Origin of the sequence: Thalassobius sp. Cn5-15 (assembly GCF_022347685.1) — a bacterium.
Classification (GTDB): Bacteria; Pseudomonadota; Alphaproteobacteria; order Rhodobacterales; family Rhodobacteraceae; genus Thalassobius.
On record NZ_JAKRGF010000012.1, the window covers coordinates 33,070 to 52,575 of the forward strand.

A 19,506-nucleotide genomic window follows, 5' to 3' on the forward strand; every position below is an offset into this window, starting at 1 on the left:
ATCAGTTGCGCACCGCGTATGCGTCGGTGAAACCTTTGGCCTTGATCTTATCCAGCAGGCTGCTGCGCTGGGCACTGGATTGGGCGGGACCGACCAGAACACGCCAGTAGGTTTTGCCCTTCAGACTGGCCTCTTTGACCAGCGACGGCATGCCAGCCGCTTCCATCTGGTTGGCGGCCTTTTCAGCGTTCGCTTTAACCGAGAAGATGCCAAGCTGTAGGAACGGTTTCTCCAGGCTGGACGTTTTCGGTTTCGGCGCAGGTTTCACGGCCGGTTTCGGTGCGGCAACGGCCGCAGGTTTGGCGGCAGCTGCGTTGTCAATCGCAGCCGCAGCCGAGGCGATCGGATCGAGTGCGGTTTCTTCAATCGGTTTGGCGGCAGCCGCCACCTGATCTGCGGGCGGGGTGACAGGTGCCTCTGTCGGCACTTCTTCGCGGCGCAGGGCGGTGACGTTTAATTGCACTGGCTGACCGGCCAGCATCGACAGCGCTGCGGCGGCATCGGATGAGGTCTGGAAACGCGGCCCTGGATTGGCGCGTTCACGGCGGAACAGGGCGCCGATGACGAATTTACCGTTTGCTTCATTGCGGATGATCACCCGCTCAGGCTCGCTGACATCGGGATGAGCGACCCAGACCCCGCCCAGCGACGGGCGACCGTCCCAAAGGCCTGCTTCGGTCTGCTGGAACACATCCGGCGCCTCGATGTCGCGTTCAACAAGGGTGACCGTGTCCGCCGCCTCTTCGCGCGGCGCTGAAGGAAAGAGGGACCCGTTTGCACCTTCTTCGCAGGCGCTAAGGGTAAATGCAGCGCCCAAAACAATCAGTCCAGCTGCGCTGCGGGCTTTGACGCGGGCCAAGGGGCTGCGCCGTGCTGTTTTGTCGATCATGTCTCTTGCCTCTGTCCTTCGCTCAATCCGCTGCGTCGGTTTAGACCGATCTGTCCTGCCTGCTGAGCGGCCACATATGGCGAACCTTAGCCGCATGTTAGTGTCAAGAAAACCCACAAGCCCGCGACCCAAGCGACAATCGGCAATTTTCCCCGCATGTTGGCCGGTTTGGGTGCTACGTCATGTACGGCAACGATACGATTTTGATGCATTGAGAGAGGTCGATGCGCGTTGTCAGCGTCACAGTTTGTTAATGTGACCGTATTTAGTGTGGAAATCAGTCTTTCAGAATCAATTCGTTATCGTTAAGTCCGTCTGCGTCGGAGGAGTGGCAGAGTGGTTGAATGCACCGGTCTTGAAAACCGACGTAGGTGAAAGTCTACCGTGGGTTCGAATCCCACCTCCTCCGCCACTTACGAACAAAAGTGGGAACTGTGGAAGCGATCGCTTCGCCGCTCACTATGGCTCGCTCTAATTGTGACCTGCGACCCAAAATCGTAATCTGATCAACACCTACTTTGATCTCGTCAATGATCGCCCGAAGGAATCCCGCTTTCCTGCTATTGATGGCTCCGCAAGGGCCTCTGGATCCCGGAAACAAACGCTGAGACCTTTTGGTGGCTGACGCGAGCTTCAGGTGCGAGTTCAGCGGCAACCTGATCCCGTTCTTTTTGGGCGCGCAGGTGATGTTCCTTCGCTGACAGGAATCTTTGCTTGAAGTCTTCTTCAGCAAGGTCCACCAGCCCGTGCTGGATCATGTCGTACAAGGCGTCGAGGCTCTTCTTGGCCGCTTGCACTTCGGCGTCACGAGTTGCCAGCCGCTCCGCTTGATCCTCTTCGGCTTTCTCTTGGCGTGTGCGCAATGGGTCGAGAAGTGCATTCGCTTTCTCGGAAGTAAGCAGATCTTCTCGAACATGCTGAAGAACCAGTTCGTCAAGTGCGCCCATGGGTACACGGTGAGCTTGGCAACCTGACTTGCCCGTACGCATATGATTGGAACAGGAGTAGTAGCGATAGCGACCACCCTTTCCTGTTTGCGTGGTCATCCCATTGCCGCAATGCGGACCCGTTAGGAGGACATCGCCGGTCACGACTCTCGGCGGGGTCTTCTTTGGATTCCTGGCTTCAAGGAAGTCGCGCAACTGCAGGAATTCATCTTCGGATACGATGGTCGGCACCCGCAACGGGATTTCCACACCTCCATTTTCACCGCTGCGGAATGTAAACTCGCCAGTATATGTCCGATCGGTAAGGTGACGATGAACACCGCTCACGCCCCATTTATTGCCTCTTCTCGTGCGATACCCTCTCTCATTGAGCCAGCATGCGATTGCCTTGATGCCCATGGGGCCGGAGGACCCGTCACCCTTGAGAGCAAGATCGAACATGCGACGCACCACGCTTGCATCGCGTTCATCAATCACCAAACCTTTTTTCCGGGTCTTTCCGCGCCGTTCTACTTCCACGATTTTGTACCCGAAGGGCGTGTTGCCGCCGTTCCAGAAACCTTGCAGGGCGTTTTCGTGGAGGCTTCGCCTGACATGTTTTGCTGTCTCCAGTGATTGATATTCATCGAAAATAGCCAGAATGCGCCGCATCAAATTGCCTTCAGGGCTTTCATCGGTTTGCTGAGTCAGGCTGACCACACGCACACCGCGCTTGGCCAACGATCTGATGTAGAGTTCGCCGACGACCTGATCCCGGAAAAAACGGCTGTAGGAGTGGACGACAATAAGTTCACACTCAAGTCCGCCATAAAGGATGGCATCGACCATGGCTTGAAAGCCTGGCCGCTTGTCGGTTGTGCCACTCTTGGCGTCTTTGAACTCACCGACGATGCTGTAAGCGCTATGCTTGCAATATGCCTTGAGCTGTTTGCGTTGATCTGGAATGGAAAGATCTTTTTGGGCCTGCTTGCCTGTCGAAACTCTCAGATAAATTACGGCGCGGCTGCCTGGTGAGGCGACAAACTGCTTTTGCACGGCAATACCCTTCCATGGAATCGCGTTCGAGGCGAAAAATGTGTGCTGGATCGGCTCCAACAATAGCCAGTGTAAGAATCAAGGTTCAAGCGAATGTTCGCGTTTGTTCCTGTTGAGCCCTTAGCGCTGGATGCATTTTCTTGGTGCATTTCAATTTGAACGCACCAAGAAAAAGCTCCAGGCTCAGTGCTCCAACGCGCGCGTGCGTTGGCCGAAATTACTAAATCCGAAGAGCAAAAACATAAAAAAACAGCTTGTTGTGGGGCTTGAACGGCTTGTAGCCTGAGGCCAACTAACTGGCGCACAACGGCGATGCCAATGTGTCCATCTCTTGAGCAGGGTTCTCCCTGCACTGGGGCCTGCCGATCGGTCGGTCTCATTAGTCAACTGCGAACCGGCTTCGGCTGGAACGCCAAAGCTATGGAGATGAGACACAATGTCTGAATACACACATGATCTGTCGAAAGACGCGCTTTCGGCGGGCGCGAGTACACAGAAAAGCCGTTTCAGGGAAACGTCCCGGTTTTTTGTCGTGAACGAGCTCAAGTCGGTTCGGTTCGTGACAGAAGAGGAGATCCGCGCGCTCGAAACCTTTTACCAAAAGGATATGAGTGATCTGCTGAATGATAAGAAGGGGGGACGTAAATGAGTTTTCCCTTCGGTCAAGACTTCCCTGGTACCCAGCTTAACGCGATCCTTTACGCCAGAGTGTCATCAGCCGAGCAGGCTAAATCGGATCTATCCATTCCTGATCAGATGGAGAGCATGCGAAAACACTGTCGACAGGCGGGGATCACTGTCTCGCACGAGTTCTCTGATGCCCGTTCCGGACGTTCATTGGATGGGCGTTCTTTGGGGGAGATATTGGACATAATCAAGTCCGGTACTGTGACCATCAATCTGCTGATCGTGCATTCTTTCAGTCGTTTGGCACGGGAATCCTACGAAGCTGAATGGCTTTGGCGAGAGCTGGAAAAACTCGGTGTGCAGATCGTCAGCATTACGCAGCCCATCGAAGATTCACCTACAGGTGGCCTGCTTCGCCAAATGATCAATGTGTTCGATGAATATACATCGAACGAAATCGCCAAGCATGTCACGAGAACCATGAAGTTCAATGCCGAGCACGGCTTCTGGAATGGGGGTTTGCCGCCCTTTGGCTACGTCTCGGCTGTCGCCGGTATGCGCGGGAAGAAGGTAAAGAAAAAACTGGCGGTAGACCCTAACGAAGCTGAGGACGTGCGGCTGATCTTCACATTATATCTCGACGGTGACGGCAAAACCGGCCCCATGGGCGTCAAGAAAGTAGCGCAATGGATGAACTCTCATGGTCATTCTCGGAGAGGGAGGAACTGGACCACGGGTCAACTTCACCGGCTCCTGACCGATGCAGTATATGTAGGGGATTACCTCTTTGGGAAGAAGAAGCCAAAGGATTCACAGGTCATCGTGAAGGTGCCAGCGATTATAGATGCTCCTACCTTCGACAGGGTCCAAGCGCGACTGCGCGAACACCATCCAATCCTTAAGGCCCCCCGACAAGTCAGTAGCCCGGTCCTGCTCACCGACACAGCCCGCTGTGGCCACTGCGGGGGCAGCATGGTTTTGGCGACTGGAAAGAGTAACCGGTATCGATACTACACCTGCAGCAATCACAAGCGAAAAGGCAAATCTGTGTGCCAGGGACAAAATGTACCGATGGAGGAACTCGACAACATCGTGACTGATGCGCTGATCCTGGCACTCGATGATACCGAGCGAAGCCAAGCTGTGCTCGAGGCGCTGAATCAGCGGATGGATGCTCGGGACGTTGACGAAAAGTCACGAACAGCCGAGCTTCGGCGCGTTCTGAAAGACAAAGAACAGGCTGTGACTCGCCTTTTTCAGGGTGTCGAGAAGGGGCTGTTCGACCTCGACGACGAACTGTTCCAGGTGCAATACCAAACCGCCCGTTCAGAGCGGGATATTATAAAAGCTAAGATCGAGGCCCTGACCCGAAACCGGAGTATGCGCATGCAGATGTCCCCGGAGAAGGTGGCCCAGTTTGGCCACTTCCTCAGCGAGGTGCTGTTGGCTGGTCCCGTTGGTTTTCGAAAAAGATACATCCAAGCGTTTCTGGACAGTGTCGTGGTAAAAGATCGCGTGATCAACATCATTGCTCGTGAAAACAGTGCGCGGATCAGCATCGACTGCGGCAAAAGCCCGGAAAAGCTGATGTGAGATGATCGAACCTTAAGGGGTTTTGTTGTGAACCCCATGAAGGTTTCGCTCAATCACATCCTTATAGCGCCAGAAAGGAGAGAGACGGCGCTCTTGATAGAAGGCCACCAGTTGTTGGTGCGCCATAGGCACAGGAGAAATTTATGTGCTCAACCATTCCTCGTTCCCTCGTTGAACTCCAGGAGTATGCCCGCTTTCACTATGAGGGTCTTCAGAATGCAGCGCTTTTGCTTGCCGGGCCGTTTGCCCTCAAGCGTGTTCAATCGCTGTTGGACGATATCCTCAGTTCCCGAACAATCACTCGGCGGCTGCAGGTGGGCATCGTCGATATTCACAAGCTGCTGTCGCTTTATCATGGGCACGATCCGGATCGTATTGAAGCCGCGTATTTTGCTGAGATCGATTTTTGCGACCCCTTCATCGAAGATATCTGCCTGTTGACCGAGGCACTTACGGATATTCTTTATCGGCTCGAACTCGATCCTGGTCAGCCTTTGGCTGAATACCTGATGGTTGCCTGACGCAGGCACGGGCCAGCTGCGTTTTCGGCTGGCTTCTTGAGGGCAGGTCTTACGCCTGACCAATTGCGAAAGGAGTATCTATGTTCGAGCAAACTTTGGAAGAATTGGCATTCAATTGCCTGCGTGTCGGTCGGCAACTCGCCAATGCCTGTGAGCAGGCCGACATATCAGTCCCGGACGAAATGGTTCGGGACTTCCATCATCTGATGGAACGCCTCCACGAAGGCGAGATCCTGTGCATAAAGGAGCTTCAGTCACTCGAAGAGCTTTGTGTTCTGATCCGAGATGCCATGAACCGGCTGCGGCCCGGATTTGGTGACCAGGAGTTCACCCGCTTTTCGGATGCACATGACATCATGGATCGTGAGCTGAGGCACCTGCATCATGCGATGGTCTGCTATGTAGAGTTGGCCTACCAGCACAGCCTGGTGCAGGATCGACTGACAGCCATTCGTTGGATGCGCTTCAAAGAACGACAGGCGCGTTCGTCCGCCAGTTGACTGGTCTGCTCTGTCAAACAGGCAGTGATTTCAACAAAACCCTCTCTTGAAGCATGTTGTCCCGACCACTCGGGCAGCTGCGTCAAGATATTTGCTATAGATGAGGTACATAAATGTCAGACGAAATTCGTTACGCTGTGATTTACGCACGATCGGCCACAGAAACCCCTGCTGGTATCCAGGCTCAAATTTCGGAGTGCAAAGACAGAGCCGATGGTTCTGGGCTCCAAGTTGAGAGAATATTTCAAGACATAGGAAGCGGCGTAGAAGGCGACCGACCTGGCCTCCAGAGCATGATGGATTTCCTGAAGTCACGGCAAGGCCAGAAGATGGTTGTAGTCACTGCTGGGCTCAGCAGAATTGCACGATGCGTTGATCTGAGCCGGAAAATACGAGCTGAATTCGCCAACAGGAACGCAGTGTGTTGGTATGTTAATGCTCCCATCGATCAGCAGAATCTGATCGATTAGTTTCAGGGCTTTTTCGATCACTTCAATTCAGAGCCGACTGCCTTCAGGCGACCCAGGAAACCGCAAGGTAAAAACAGTCTAATTGACCTGCCCAGGGCCCAACCTGGGCTGGCCCTCCAGGTCTGCACAGTCCCTGATTGCGAATGGCTGCCCCTGCCAATAGCTTGGGCGCCAACAAGAAATAGAGAAAACGTGATTCCATGCTGACAGGCGCCATCCGCACTCAAATCGACCAAATCTGGAACGCCTTCTGGTCAGGGGGCGTGTCCAACCCGCTCTCGGTGATCGAGCAGCTGACCTTCCTGTTGTTCATCAAACGCTTGGACGAGCTTCATACCCGCGAGGAAAGCAAGGCAGAGACCCTTGGTGTCGAGATGGAGCGCAGGATTTTTCCCGAAGGGACGTTCAAATACAAACTGACGGATGATCCCGACCTGGATGACTACGAAGACCGCCCCTACAACGATCTGCGTTGGTCCCGGTTCAAGAACTTCGAGTCCCGCGAGATGTTCCGGATCGTGGACAAGCATGTTTTCCCCTTCATGGGCTCGCTTGGCCAAAAGGGCTCCTCCTTTGGCGCCCACATGGAAGGTGCGCGTCTGGGTATTCCGAGCGCTAAACTCCTCGATAAGGTGGTCCGGATGCTCGACGAGATCGACATGGACGACCGCGACACCAAGGGCGACGTCTATGAATACATGCTCGGCAAGATCGCCAGTGCTGGGCAAAACGGCCAATTCCGCACCCCCCGGCACATCATCCAGCTGATGGTCCATCTGATGGCGCCAAAGCCTGAGGATGTGATCTGTGACCCAGCGGCGGGTACTTGCGGCTTCCTGGTCGCAGCCGGTGAATATCTTCGGGATACCTATCCTCAGATGCTGCGAAACAAGGAACAGCGCGCGCATTTCCACAATGGCATGTTCCATGGTTTCGACTTCGACACCACCATGCTGCGGATTGGGGCGATGAACATGACCCTCCACGGGGTCGACAACCCGGATGTATCCTATAGGGACAGCCTGGCTGAGGAGAAGGGCAGCGATAAGGAAGCCTATTCGCTGATCCTGGCAAACCCGCCCTTTGCGGGCTCGCTGGACTATGACACTACCGCGAAGGACCTTCTGAAGGTGGTGAAGACCAAAAAGACCGAACTGCTGTTTGTGGCGCTCTTCCTGCGCCTGCTGCGCACCGGTGGTCGGGCCGCGGTGGTTGTGCCGGATGGCGTGCTGTTCGGCTCTTCCAAGGCCCACAGAGACATTCGCAAGATGTTGGTCGAGGATCACAAGCTCGAGGCCATCATCAAGCTGCCCTCGGGCGTGTTCCGGCCCTATGCCGGGGTTTCCTGCGCTATCGTGATCTTCACCAAGACCACTATCGGCGGCACGGAAAACGTCTGGTTCTATGATATGGCGGCGGATGGGTTCAGCTTGGATGACAAGCGCACGTCGCTGTTGGATGACGACAAGCTGGGCGTTCAGGCGCAGTTGTCAGAAGATGAGCACACCAAGAACAACCTGCCGGACATTCTGGCGCGATGGGAAAACTTGGATGGCGAGGCAGAGCGTCCCCGTACGGCACAGAGCTTCATGGTGCCCAAAGAGGATATCATTGCCACCGGTAGCTGGGACCTGTCCCTGAATCGCTACAAGGAGATAGAGCACGAAGAGGTCGAGCATCAGGCTCCTGCCGAGATCATCGCGGAGTTGCGAGAAATCGAAAGGGAAATTTCAGAAGGGCTGGAAACGCTCAAGGGGATGCTGGGATGATTACGCGCAATGTCGTGCGCGCTGCTTTTCCAGTGCAGCCGTTAGGTGAAGTCGTCGAATTTCTGGATCACATGCGGAGACCTGTAAAGCAAACCGATCGGATAGAGGGAGATTACCCGTACTTTGGGGCAAACGGACAACAAGGTACCATCGACGGATACATTTTCGACGAACCTCTGGTTTTGGTAGCGGAGGACGGTGGCCATTTTGCAAATCCTGATAGAGGAATAGCCTACCAAATTGAGGGCAAATCGTGGGTCAACAACCATGCTCATGTCTTGCGTCCCAAGCCTTGCGTGGACATTTCGTTTCTGACCAGGGTGCTCGAAAATTACGATCTGTCGCCCTACATTTCCGGCACAACGCGGGCGAAGCTAACAAAGGGGCAGGCCGCGAAGATCGAAATCCCACTACCCACACTGGAGGAGCAGAAGCGGATAGCGGGGATTCTGGATCAGGCGGACGCCCTGCGCCGTCTCCGCACCCGCGCCCTCGACAAGCTAAATACTCTCGGCCAGGCGATCTTTCATGAGATGTTTGGGGATCCTGGTTCCAATCCGTACGGGTGGGATGTTGGCTGCATCGGTGACCTACTTGAGGAAGCAAAGTATGGGACATCATCGAAGGCCAATGCAGAAGGAAATGGTTTGCCGATCCTTCGCATGGGAAATGTCACATACGATGGGCGCATTGATCTAACAGACCTGAAACACATTGAACTGTCTGAACGAGATTTCGAGAAGTACACAACGAAGCGTGGAGACCTGCTTTTCAACCGCACCAACAGTAAGGAACTGGTTGGAAAGTCGGCGGTTGTAAAGCAGGAGGAGCCGCTGGCCATTGCTGGATATTTGGTGCGTGCCAGAGCAAATGCTAACGGGAACACCGACTACATCAGCGGTTATCTGAATAGTCCTCACGGTAAGGCAACGCTGATGGGGATGTGCAAGAACATTGTTGGAATGGCTAATATCAACGCCAAAGAATTTCAAAGGATCAAAATTGCTCTGCCACCTAAAGACCTACAGGATCAGTACGCCAATAGGATAGACAAGCTGGAACCCCAGGGGGAAAGGTTATTGTCGGCTGTCGCCAAAGCAGGTGAACTCTTCTTTTCGTTGCAACATCGAGCTTTCCGGGGAGAACTCTTACGTGCGCGGCGAGTTTTGCGGAGTTCGAGCCGAAATTCTCGATGAGATTTTCCTACCGCTCCAGGATCTGGAAGACGTTGATGATTCTCTGTTCCTGGATGTCTTACGCGATACGGTATCAGCGCCAAAGGCGCCTGTTGCACCCGTGCCATTAAGTCTCAATGAAGAAGGTCAAATTTACCTTCCAGGAGATATAGAGGCATTCGACGCCTACAAGCAGGCTCTTGCCCGGTATCAGGAACAAAAGGAGGCATTTAATGATGCTTCCTCGCAAGAAGATCTTGCATGGGAGTATCTGCGTAGCTTTTACCTCGACCCTGAAACGTCCGAGGCACAGCTTGTCAAAGCTCTGGAGGGTGCCTTTGAAGTTGTTGACGATTTTGGAGGAGGCGAGCTTTCAAATGCCTTCTTTGGCAACGTCGAAGCTTTCATGGAGAAATATAGTCTTCGATATGATCTTCGTAGGCCCTTCAGTTTGCACCCGACACTGCCTGGCATCTTCTCGCGCCTCGTGTCTAACCTTCGAGATGCTACGGCGTCGGATCCTGATCTCGCTGAACTGATGCATGAATTCGAGGAGAGCGTACGAGACCTCAAGTCAGAAAGAACACCGCGAAAAATCAAGCAGTGCATTTCAGCCCAGTTCAACATCCTGGAGGCCTTGCTTCAGAAGTATCCGGATGTCGCTGAGCACAATCGAAAGGTCGATGCGCACAACGCAACAGCAAGTCGCAGTAAGCAGAGGAAGCATATCAACACTTTTGGGGCAATGTGCGCAAAGGCCGATGTTTGTCCACATGATGAGGTCCTGAATTCTGCCAAGTCGATCTACAAGTTCGCATCCGATTATCCTGGTCTGCGTCATGGAGGTACACCCGCCAGCAGAAAGCGCGAAATCGATATGCGGGACATGGTGGCGATGACCGTTGTCCTGGCCGGTTTCACACCATACCTGACCGATCTTTTGAACGCGGATGCCATCTTTGCGGAGTGATTGATGCTGGAACCAGAACCGCATTCCCTTTCGGTTCCTGGACCCATGTTGGAACGCGGCTTCCGACTTTACGTGTGACGGCAGCAGGTCGGCTCAGCCACTTTGCTCTAAGTTGGGCGGACTGGGGAAGAGAGTAGAGGAAGGATGACTGATGGATGATAGAGCGCGGATGTACGAAATTAACAAGATTCTGAAGATGCACGGTATTGAACACGGCAAGCGAGAGGCAGCCTTTGGCCTCCTCTGGATCGTATTGCATCCTGAATCAAAATCGACATTAACCAGGACCATGTGTGACGATGGAAGCATCCTCAGATTTCAGCGCTGGACACTATCTAACAATGGACGGGACAGCGAAATGAAGGTCGAACTCTCATGATCTGTCCCCCCGCGAAATCCCTCACCATGATGTAGAGTCTGCCACCCCTGGAAACCTGATATGCGTATTCTGCAAAACGGTGTGCTGGTGCCTGGTTTCAGAGAGCGATGTGAAAGACGACACTTTTTCAAAATGCGAGCTACGTGGATTTGGCAATCATCGTCGCAATGGTGGTTGTGACCTTGGTGAGCCATAGGATCCTGTGCCATTTGCTGAACACAGCAGGAAGGGATTTCGACGACGATCCGGCGCTAATCGACCATTGGGATTTCTCCTTCTATGGATCAATTTTTCCGAGGTGGATGACTTTGAGGCGCACTGACCAAGACGGGATGTCGTCGCTGCCCTGGAAAAGAAACTCGCCGATACGTTGAAAAGTGTCGATTATGATGTTCTGAATAAAGTGCATTGCAGGAGGCCGCTCGATGAGTCGTCATGGAAAAAGTGAAAGAGCATTTCTGCCAGGAATTTCCTGATCTTAAGAACGGTATTTGAGACATTATTCATGAAAGCAACTGACGCAAACCTCTTAGCCTTCATTAACGCGGCCCCACAGTTTGTGATTCCGATCTACCAGCGCACATATTCTTGGACAGAGAAAGAATGCCGACAGCTCTGGGATGATATCCTGCGTGCGGGGCGAAGCGACCATATCCCGGTCCATTTTCTGGGGTCAGTGGTGTACATTGAGGAAAGCCTTTCGAACGCATCCAGCCGGGCACCATTGCTGGTCATTGATGGTCAGCAACGGCTGACGTCGGTTTCTCTTCTGCTTGCTGCGCTTGCGAATGCGCTTGGTGACAGCGAACCTGTTGACGGTTTCTCCAGGAAGAAAATCCGAAACCGATACTTGATGGATCCGGATGAGACTGGCGAAAGGCAGTTCAAGTTGTTGCTTTCCAAGACTGACCGGACAACCCTGAATTCGGTTGTTGCCGGCGATGAATTTCCCGAACCGGCGTCGTATCGTGTGAAGGAGAACTTTCGACTGTTTTCGGATTGGTTGTCTGGGGACAACACGGTGGTGGCTGATATATGTGCAGGTCTGGCGAAGCTCATGATTGTCGATGTCGCCCTGAGCCGCGAACACGACAATCCTCAGCTGATTTTTGAAAGCATGAACTCGACAGGAAAGGAGCTGTCTCAGGCTGATCTCATCAGGAATTTCATCCTTATGGGGCTTGAACCAAAACTGCAAACCCGACTCTACGAACAGTATTGGCGCAAGATGGAAGAGGGGTTTGGGCAAATCGCCTACGCCAGCCACTTTGACAGCTTCATGCGTCACTATTTGGCCGTGGCCACCGGGAACCTGCCTCGCCGAGATGATGTCTACGAAGCATTCAAAGACTACTCGCGCCGCAAATCTGCGGAAGGCAAAGTGACAGAAGACCTTGTTCAGGAATTGCGAAAATTCGCTCGCTTTTATTGTGCGATTGCGTTGGGACAGGAGGCAGACCAAAAGCTCAATACGGCATTCAAGGACCTTCGTGAGCTTCGTGTGGATGTTTCATACCCATTTCTATTGGAAGTCTATGCCGACTTCGAAGATGGGCTGCTGGATGGCGAAGATTTTCACAAGATTGTTCGCTTGATCGAGTCGTATGTCTTCCGGAGAGCCGTCTGTGCGGTGCCAACAAACTCCCTGAACAAGACTTTTGCCACTTTCAGCAGGTCATTGAAAAAGGACCGGTATCTTGAAAGTGTGATGGCTCATTTCATGAACATGAAGTCCTATCGCAGGTTTCCACGAGACGAAGAATTTGCGTCGCGCTTGATAGAACGAGATTTGTACAATTTCCGGAGCAGATCCTACTGGCTACGCCGCTTCGAAAACTATGGCCGCAAGGAACGTGTTCACGTTGATGACTACACCATCGAACACATCCTTCCGCAGAACGATAACCTTTCTCCGGCTTGGCGCAGTTCACTCGGTGCAGATTGGAAATCAGTCCAGGAAAAATGGTTGCATACCATCGGCAACTTAACCTTGACGGGCTACAATTCAGAGATGAGCGATAGGCCATTCCAAGAAAAGCGGGACATGGAAGGCGGCTTCAAAGAAAGTCCACTTCGTGTGAACAAAGGCTTGGCCGGAATAGATTTTTGGAATGAAGCTGCCATCCTGGACCGCGCTAAACGCATGGTCCAGCACGCTGTCGTCGTTTGGACGGCACCCGAGCTGTCTCCCTCAATTCTTGAAAGTTACCAAAGCCAGCCCGAGAAATCGGAGAAGTATTCCATAGAAGATCACCCGAACTTGGCGGGAGGAGTAATCCGAGATCTATTCGAAGGATTTAGGCGAGAAGTGACAGCCCTGGATCCATGCGTGTCGGAAGAGTTCCTGAAGCTCTACGTCGCCTACAAAGCGGAAACCAATTTTGTTGATGTCGTCCCGCAGGCCAAAGCTCTGAGGATTTCACTTAACATCGATTTGCCTGATCTGAATGATCCACACAATTTGGCGATGGATGTCTCAAGTGTCGGGCGGTGGGGAAACGGAAACACAGAGGTCAAAATGACATGCCTTGAGCAACTGCCATACGTGATTGGCTTGGTTCGCCAATCACTCGATCGGCAACTTGGAGAGGGTTCGGCGATATGAGCCAGTTTCGCTTTCTTGAAGCAGAATTTACCCAGTTGTTCGAGCTGTCCGGCAAGGCTGAAACGGCCGCACTTTCGGATCCTCGTGGCTCCTGTTTCTGGGCGCGGCTGACGCTTGAAACCGCCATGAAATGGCTCTACCGCCGGGATCCTGCATTGAGAAAGCCCTACAATGCTACTCTTGCAGCATTGATTGCCGAACCAAGCCTTGCAGCTCTGACTGGGCCAGGAATTGTCACCAAAGCGCGGTACATCAAAGATCAGGGCAACCGAGCGGCCCACGACAGCGGAAAAAAGATCAGCTCCCAGGATGCTGCTTCGACTGTCAGAGAGTTGTTCCATGTCTGTTACTGGATTGCGCGGACCTACTCCCAGGGTGCGAAACCAGACCCAGCTCTGAAATTCGATGCTGGGAAGCTGGAAAAAACGCTGACAATCACGGCGAGCACTGTTCGACAGATTAAGGAACTTGGTGACAAGCACGCAGCGGCCCAGAAAGCTCTGGAGGATGCCGAAGAAGCCCGTAGAGCCTCGGAGGAAGGGCGGAAGGCTCTTGAGGAGGAGCTGGCCTCCCTGAGGGCTGAGGTCGCTGCTGCACGTGCAGCCAATCAGGCAGTTCCTGATCCTCATGATTATGACGAAGCCGCAACAAGGGATGCTTTCATCGACCTTCTTCTCTCGGAAGCAGGCTGGCCTCTCGACCAGGAACGTGACCGTGAGTTTCCAGTTCTTGGCATGCCAAACCAATCTGGCAAAGGATTTGTTGACTACGTGCTATGGGGCGATGATGGAAGGCCCTTGGCGGTTGTTGAAGCGAAGAGGACCAGGAAAGACAGTCGAATTGGGCAACAGCAGGCAAAACTTTATGCAGATTGCCTTGAGAAGATGTATGGTCAGCGTCCGGCTATTTTTACGACGAACGGGTATGAGCACTGGTTCTGGGATGACAAAATGTACCCGCCTCGACAGGTGTCGGGTTTCCTGAAGAAAGACGAGCTGGTCCTTCTTCAGCAACGGCGTGCGACCAGGAAAAACCTCGGGAAGATCGCTGTAGACGAGGATATCGCAGGCCGTTTTTACCAGCAGCGGGCCATACGTCGCGTCGGGGAGGCCTTCGAAAAAGACCGGCAACGCAAGGCCCTTCTGGTCATGGCTACCGGCAGCGGAAAGACCCGGACAGTCATCGCCTTGATTGACCAGCTTATGCGCGCGAACTGGGTGCGTAGGGTGTTGTTCCTTGCGGATCGGGTGGCTCTGGTCAAACAAGCTCATGGCGCTTTCAAGACCCATTTGCCTTCTGCACCAAGCGCGAACCTCTTGGAGCGCCATGATCCTTCAAAAAACGATCACGCCGGCGCGCGCGTGATGCTTTCGACCTATCCGACCATGATGGGATTGATCGATGAGGTGAAAGGGGGCGAAAAACGCTTCGGACCAGGGCATTTCGACCTGATCGTCATCGATGAAGCCCACCGCTCAGTTTACCGGAAGTACCGAGCGATTTTTGAGTACTTCGATAGTCTGTTGGTTGGGCTTACTGCTACCCCAAGGGACGAGATTGATCGGGATACATACTCACTCTTCCAGCTTGAGCGGGGAGTTCCTACGGATGCATATGATCTGGATGATGCGGTATCCGACGGTTACCTTGTCCCACCTAAATCAATTTCTGTTCCCTTGAAGTTCCAGAGAAGCGGCATTTCTTACGACGAACTTTCCGAAGAAGAAAAAGACGAGTGGGACAACCTTGAGTGGGACGAGGAAGGGAATGTTCCCGACCACGTTGATGCCGGAGATTTGAACGAATGGCTGTTCAACAAAGATACCGTGGACAAGGTCCTGGAGCACCTGATGGTCAATGGTATCAAAGTTTCCGGTGGGGATCGGCTCGGAAAAACTATTGTCTTTGCCAAGAGCAGCAAGCATGCCCAGTTTCTCGTCGAAAGGTTCAATGCCAATTACCCGCACTACCAGGGAAAATTTGCCCAGCTTATAGACTATAGCGTTCCCTATGCTCAGTCTTTGATTGACGATTTTTCCGAGGCTGAGAAAAACCCAAGCATCGCCGTTTCAGTCGACATGATGGACACCGGTATCGATGTTCCTGAAGTGTTAAACCTCGTATTCTTCAAGATTGTTCGCTCCAAGACGAAGTTCTGGCAGATGGTTGGCCGAGGTACACGCTTGTGTCCGGACTTGTTCGGGCCAGGGGAGGACAAGCAGGAATTTCTGATTTTTGACTTTTGCCAGAACCTGGAATTTTTCCGCGAAAACCCGAAGGCGATGGACGCAGCGGTGGCAAGACCAATCGGAGAACGTTTGTTCACAGCAAGGGTCGACCTGATAGGCGAAATTCAGGACCAGGACGAGCCGCACGAAGAGCTTGTTTCCGAGTTGAAATCCCGGTTGTCGGAAGAAGTACGGGGCATGAACACGGAAAATTTCCTGGTGCGCGCCAAAAGGCGTGCCGTCGAGGAATTCCAGAATTCAGAAAATTGGGAGCATCTCAGTTTCGACGATCGGATGACGCTCTGCGACGATGTCGCTGGGCTGCCAAGTTCTTTTGAGGATGATGGGCTACCCGCTAAACAGTTCGATTTGTTGCTTCTCAATGCCCAACTTATGCTTCTGCGTGCGGACACAGGGTTTGCCCGCCTCCAGGACCGGATTGTCAAGTTTGCGGCATCCTTGGCGACGCTGCCCAATGTACCTGCGGTTTCTCGGGAGATGGAGCTCATCCTGGAAATTCAGACGGATGAATTTTGGGTCGATGTAACCGTTGAGATTCTGGAAGACATCCGGAGACGACTTCGCCTGCTTGCAGACCTTATCAAACCCCAGGAACGCAAAATCGTCATCACGGACTTTGAGGACGAAATTGGGCGAGGCGATCAAATCGATTTGCCTGATGTCGGCAGCGGTTTTGACAAGGCTCGCTTCAAGATGAAGGTGCGGCGGTTCATCGAAGAACACTCCGATCATGTAGCTCTTCAACGGATCAGGAGAGCGATCCCAGTGACGGAACAGGATCTCAGTGAACTTGAGGGAATGCTTGTTGAGTTGGGAGTGGCAGAAGAAAGCCACTTGGAAGAGATTCGAACCGATACCGGTTTGGCGAACTTCTTGAGGTCTTTGACTGGACTGGATCGCTCAGCAGCCAAGGCAGCATTTTCCGAGTTTTCTGCTAACCATCAACTCAATGGGGACCAGGCCGAGTTCATTGATCTGCTGATCGATTTCCTGTGTGAAAATGGGTCCGTCGATCCTAAGCTCTTCTACGACAGCCCGTTCACGGATCTTGACGATATGGGAATTGCAGGCGTTTTTTCCGTGTCTCAGGTGAAGGAAATTATCGGGATTGTGCGCGCCATCAACCAAGCGGACGCGGCATAGTCGACGATGTGCAAAAAAGCTCAAAAAACACGGACGTGCAGTTCGGAATTGCAGAAGATGCAACCTCGATCACTCAACGAACCATGGGTTTCTTCAAGATCAGTTAGAACTGGGAGCCATAGGAAAGAGTAATGTCATTTTTTTCATCTTTGGGTTGCGCAGTGAAACGGTGATCACTACATTTTTTACAAATTTCTTGAAGGGGTTAGTGCATGCAGTTGTCGTCTTTTCGGATTCAAAATTTTCGTTCCATCGCAGATAGTGGCGAAATCATGGCGTCTCGAATTACTGCTCTTCTGGGGCGGAATGAGAGCGGGAAAACCAACCTACTTCGGGCACTGGCGAGTTTGAAGCCGCCTGAGGGGATCTCGGAACTGTCTAAAATTAAGGATTTTCCGCGAAATCGGCGCCTAAGTGAATGTACACCTGACACACCTGTGGTGGAGACCAGTTGGGAACTCACGGAGCAAGAGTGGAACCTTTTGCAGGGAATCTGGCCGCGCGCAAAGGCTGGAGAGCCTGTCCGTGTTGGCCGCAATTACGCCAAGGGAAGATGGGTAAGTATTCCTGCGAACCCTATCGAATTCGATCAGAAGCACATTTCTTCGGTCGTCAAAAAAACTTCGTTGGCCGCCAAGGCAGTTGCAGACAAGCTGGAGGAGGGCGCCAAGTTGTCTCTTGTAGCTGCGGCTGACGCATTCGCGGAACAGTCTGCACCTGGAGATTGCGCCAAAACATGGGCTTCTGCATTGAAGTCCGCAACTGAGGCACTTGGCATTGCTTTGGCAGCTGCTGATGCAGAGCTTTCAGAAAAGCAGGATGACGCATTGTCGAGCCTTGCAGATCTTGCCGAACAGATCCTGAATGATGAAACCGCGCACCAGTCTGCAAGAAACTGGGTAGGTCAACATCTTCCCACCTTCGTGTATCTTGCTGATTATCCTGAGATCGAAGGGCACCAAGATATTTCCGCATTTCTTCAGCGGAAACAACAAGACCAACAAACGGATGCGGACATCAATTTCGAAAAGATGTGCAGAGTTGCCGACCTTGATCCGGAGCGCCTGCAAGAGTTGGTGAACTCGAACACCGAGGAGCGCAACCAGCTGGCGAACCGTGCAAGTGCCGTCATTTCTGGCGAACTTCAGAGCCTTTGGACCGATAGAAAGCTCAAGGTCCGCTTCAATCCAGATGGCAATCACTTGGAAACCATGGTCTCCGAGGTAACCGATAACTATGACGTTGAGGTCAACCTTGATGAGCGCAGTAGAGGTTTCCAGTGGTTCTTCGGTTTCTACATGATCTTCTCGGCCGACACTCAGGGCGGCGAAAAAGACGGCGCCATTTTGTTGCTCGATGAGCCAGGCCTCTATCTTCACGCCAAATCTCAAGGGGATCTGCTGCGACACTTGGAAAATGATTTCAAGAACCAGATCCTCTATACGACGCATTCGCCCTTTATGGTACCGACGCACCATCTCGACTGGGTGCGCACCGTAAATATCAGCGTCGACAAGGGCACGTCGGTTACGAACGATCCCACTGGAGATGCTCGTACGTTGTTTCCTTTACAAGCCGCGCTTGGATACGATCTGGCGCAAAGCCTTTTTCTTGGCGGTGCCAATCTGGTAGTTGAGGGCGTCACCGACTATTGGCTGTTGTCAGCAGCATCTGAATACCTTTCCGAGATTGGTGGCGTTGGGCTCGATTCCAGGCTCACTCTGACACCCGCAGGAGGTGCACAAAAGATCCCATACATGGTCTCTTTGCTCGTCTCTGAAAACCTCGACGTCATAGTTCTCCTTGATCATGAAAAGGATGCCGCAGCGACCAAGAATGGCTTGATCAAAGGCAAACTACTTAGAGATCAGAACGTCGTGTCGATCGCTGATGCATTCCTGGAAGAGAGCCGTCCGAATGAGGCAGACGTAGAGGATCTTCTGGATGCTGCAGTATATGAGGCCCTCGTTAGGGAAAGCTACGAGAAGGAACTTCAAGGAAAAACTCTGAAAATCAACGAGCGGATCCCTCGCTTGGCGAAACGAATGGAACAAGCCTTCCAGGAAGTTGGCCTGGAATTCAACAAAACCCGCCCCATGCGGCTCTTCCTAAGAAAAATGGGAACTGATCCGGGTGCCGTAATGACCGACGGTGCAAAGGATAGAATTGGAAGGCTATTCACCGCCACAAATGAGCGTTTTGAGCGACATGTCGCACGTGATGGTCAGCCGTTCGACTAAAGCCTTGTGAAATTAGGTATACCTTCTTCATTTTTCGATGCACCGAGTTCCTTCGGTTGAAGAAAGTAGGCGTGCGTTGCCGTGTTTTGAGGTTCGGTCCTGGAACGGTAGAACCTCAAAGATCACTTCGTTCCATTTGAACGTCCACGAACCACGTACAGCCAAGCCTTGTCCACCGCATTGAGAGCCTGTTTGTGGCTCACACCAGTCTTTTCTTGTACAATCCCAATAACCTCCTTTCTGGGAAAGGTGTTTTCGCTCTTTGTCCTGAGCCTCCCCAACTGAACTGGTCCGCCCCTATGTTTAGGAAACGGAGGACCAAGAATGGCAAACAAGCGACCGAAGCCGGAAGAGATAGTTTCGAAGTTACGGCAAGTTGAGGTGTTGATGGGGC

The 19,506-nt window shown here is 52.8% G+C and carries 14 protein-coding genes and 1 tRNA gene; 12 read left to right on the top strand and 3 right to left on the bottom strand.

Annotation, left to right across the window (positions count from 1 at the left end; translation table 11 throughout):
• Position 1: 1 nt before the first annotated feature.
• Positions 2-889, bottom strand: a complete 888-nt coding sequence (locus MHM86_RS16725; RefSeq protein ID WP_239201632.1) for an SPOR domain-containing protein — start codon at positions 887-889, stop codon at positions 2-4.
• 322 nt (positions 890-1,211) lie between these two features.
• On the opposite strand from MHM86_RS16725, the gene MHM86_RS16730 reads away from it, so the two are divergent.
• Positions 1,212-1,301: transfer RNA gene (locus MHM86_RS16730), tRNA-Ser, on the top strand.
• A 148-nt stretch (positions 1,302-1,449) separates the two neighbouring features.
• On the opposite strand, the gene MHM86_RS16735 is transcribed toward MHM86_RS16730, so the two are convergent.
• Positions 1,450-2,871, bottom strand: coding sequence for a recombinase family protein (locus tag MHM86_RS16735; RefSeq protein WP_239201635.1), 1,422 nt, complete (start codon positions 2,869-2,871; stop codon positions 1,450-1,452).
• A gap of 436 nt (positions 2,872-3,307) precedes the next feature.
• On the opposite strand from MHM86_RS16735, the gene MHM86_RS16740 reads away from it, so the two are divergent.
• The 11 genes from MHM86_RS16740 (at position 3,308) to MHM86_RS16785 (ending at position 19,112) form a co-directional block, all read left to right on the top strand.
• Positions 3,308-3,520, top strand: a complete 213-nt coding sequence (locus MHM86_RS16740) for a hypothetical protein (RefSeq protein WP_239201636.1) — start codon at positions 3,308-3,310, stop codon at positions 3,518-3,520.
• A complete protein-coding gene (locus MHM86_RS16745; protein ID WP_239201655.1) occupies positions 3,517-5,091 on the top strand; it encodes a recombinase family protein in 1,575 nt (524 codons plus the stop codon). Before MHM86_RS16740 ends, MHM86_RS16745 begins: the two co-directional genes overlap by 4 nt.
• Before the next feature lie 143 nt (positions 5,092-5,234).
• Positions 5,235-5,612 (top strand): hypothetical protein, encoded by a 378-nt coding sequence (locus MHM86_RS16750; protein WP_239201658.1) that lies wholly within the window; start codon positions 5,235-5,237, stop codon positions 5,610-5,612.
• An 80-nt stretch (positions 5,613-5,692) separates the two neighbouring features.
• Entirely contained in the window at positions 5,693-6,112 is a 420-nt protein-coding gene (locus MHM86_RS16755) for a hypothetical protein (RefSeq protein WP_239201661.1), read from the top strand.
• Between the two features lie 113 nt (positions 6,113-6,225).
• Positions 6,226-6,582: a recombinase family protein gene (locus tag MHM86_RS17200; protein WP_370644210.1), complete on the top strand. Its 357-nt coding sequence runs from the start codon at positions 6,226-6,228 to the stop codon at positions 6,580-6,582.
• A 200-nt stretch (positions 6,583-6,782) separates the two neighbouring features.
• Positions 6,783-8,351 carry a class I SAM-dependent DNA methyltransferase gene (locus MHM86_RS16760; protein WP_239201664.1) on the top strand — a complete coding sequence of 523 codons (1,569 nt, stop codon included), beginning with the start codon at positions 6,783-6,785 and terminating at the stop codon, positions 8,349-8,351.
• Complete coding sequence (locus MHM86_RS16765) at positions 8,348-9,547, top strand: restriction endonuclease subunit S (RefSeq protein WP_239201666.1); 1,200 nt, start codon at positions 8,348-8,350, stop codon at positions 9,545-9,547. Before MHM86_RS16760 ends, MHM86_RS16765 begins: the two co-directional genes overlap by 4 nt.
• Positions 9,504-10,496 (top strand): hypothetical protein, encoded by a 993-nt coding sequence (locus MHM86_RS16770; protein WP_239201669.1) that lies wholly within the window; start codon positions 9,504-9,506, stop codon positions 10,494-10,496. Before MHM86_RS16765 ends, MHM86_RS16770 begins: the two co-directional genes overlap by 44 nt.
• 884 nt (positions 10,497-11,380) lie before the next feature.
• Positions 11,381-13,480, top strand: a complete 2,100-nt coding sequence (locus tag MHM86_RS16775) for a DUF262 and DUF1524 domain-containing protein (RefSeq protein ID WP_239201672.1) — start codon at positions 11,381-11,383, stop codon at positions 13,478-13,480.
• On the top strand, positions 13,477-16,872 hold the full coding sequence (locus tag MHM86_RS16780; RefSeq protein WP_239201674.1) for a DEAD/DEAH box helicase family protein: 3,396 nt from the start codon (positions 13,477-13,479) through the stop codon (positions 16,870-16,872). Before MHM86_RS16775 ends, MHM86_RS16780 begins: the two co-directional genes overlap by 4 nt.
• A gap of 212 nt (positions 16,873-17,084) precedes the next feature.
• Entirely contained in the window at positions 17,085-19,112 is a 2,028-nt protein-coding gene (locus MHM86_RS16785; RefSeq protein ID WP_239201676.1) for an AAA family ATPase, read from the top strand.
• Positions 19,113-19,234: 122 nt separating this feature from the next.
• Here MHM86_RS16785 and MHM86_RS16790 read toward each other — a convergent pair.
• Positions 19,235-19,506: hypothetical protein (locus MHM86_RS16790; RefSeq protein WP_239201678.1), on the bottom strand; the 272-nt coding region annotated here is incomplete at its 5' end.

What these genes read in the sequence shown, in the direction of transcription:
- MHM86_RS16725 (WP_239201632.1), bottom strand. Translation starts at nt 889, where the DNA reads ATGATCGACAAAACAGCACGGCGCAGCCCCTTGGCCCGCGTCAAAGCC.
- MHM86_RS16740 (WP_239201636.1), top strand. Translation starts at nt 3,308, where the DNA reads ATGTCTGAATACACACATGATCTGTCGAAAGACGCGCTTTCGGCGGGC.
- MHM86_RS16745 (WP_239201655.1), top strand. Translation starts at nt 3,517, where the DNA reads ATGAGTTTTCCCTTCGGTCAAGACTTCCCTGGTACCCAGCTTAACGCG.
- MHM86_RS16750 (WP_239201658.1), top strand. Translation starts at nt 5,235, where the DNA reads ATGTGCTCAACCATTCCTCGTTCCCTCGTTGAACTCCAGGAGTATGCC.
- MHM86_RS16755 (WP_239201661.1), top strand. Translation starts at nt 5,693, where the DNA reads ATGTTCGAGCAAACTTTGGAAGAATTGGCATTCAATTGCCTGCGTGTC.
- MHM86_RS17200 (WP_370644210.1), top strand. Translation starts at nt 6,226, where the DNA reads ATGTCAGACGAAATTCGTTACGCTGTGATTTACGCACGATCGGCCACA.
- MHM86_RS16760 (WP_239201664.1), top strand. Translation starts at nt 6,783, where the DNA reads ATGCTGACAGGCGCCATCCGCACTCAAATCGACCAAATCTGGAACGCC.
- MHM86_RS16765 (WP_239201666.1), top strand. Translation starts at nt 8,348, where the DNA reads ATGATTACGCGCAATGTCGTGCGCGCTGCTTTTCCAGTGCAGCCGTTA.
- MHM86_RS16775 (WP_239201672.1), top strand. Translation starts at nt 11,381, where the DNA reads ATGAAAGCAACTGACGCAAACCTCTTAGCCTTCATTAACGCGGCCCCA.
- MHM86_RS16780 (WP_239201674.1), top strand. Translation starts at nt 13,477, where the DNA reads ATGAGCCAGTTTCGCTTTCTTGAAGCAGAATTTACCCAGTTGTTCGAG.
- MHM86_RS16785 (WP_239201676.1), top strand. Translation starts at nt 17,085, where the DNA reads ATGCAGTTGTCGTCTTTTCGGATTCAAAATTTTCGTTCCATCGCAGAT.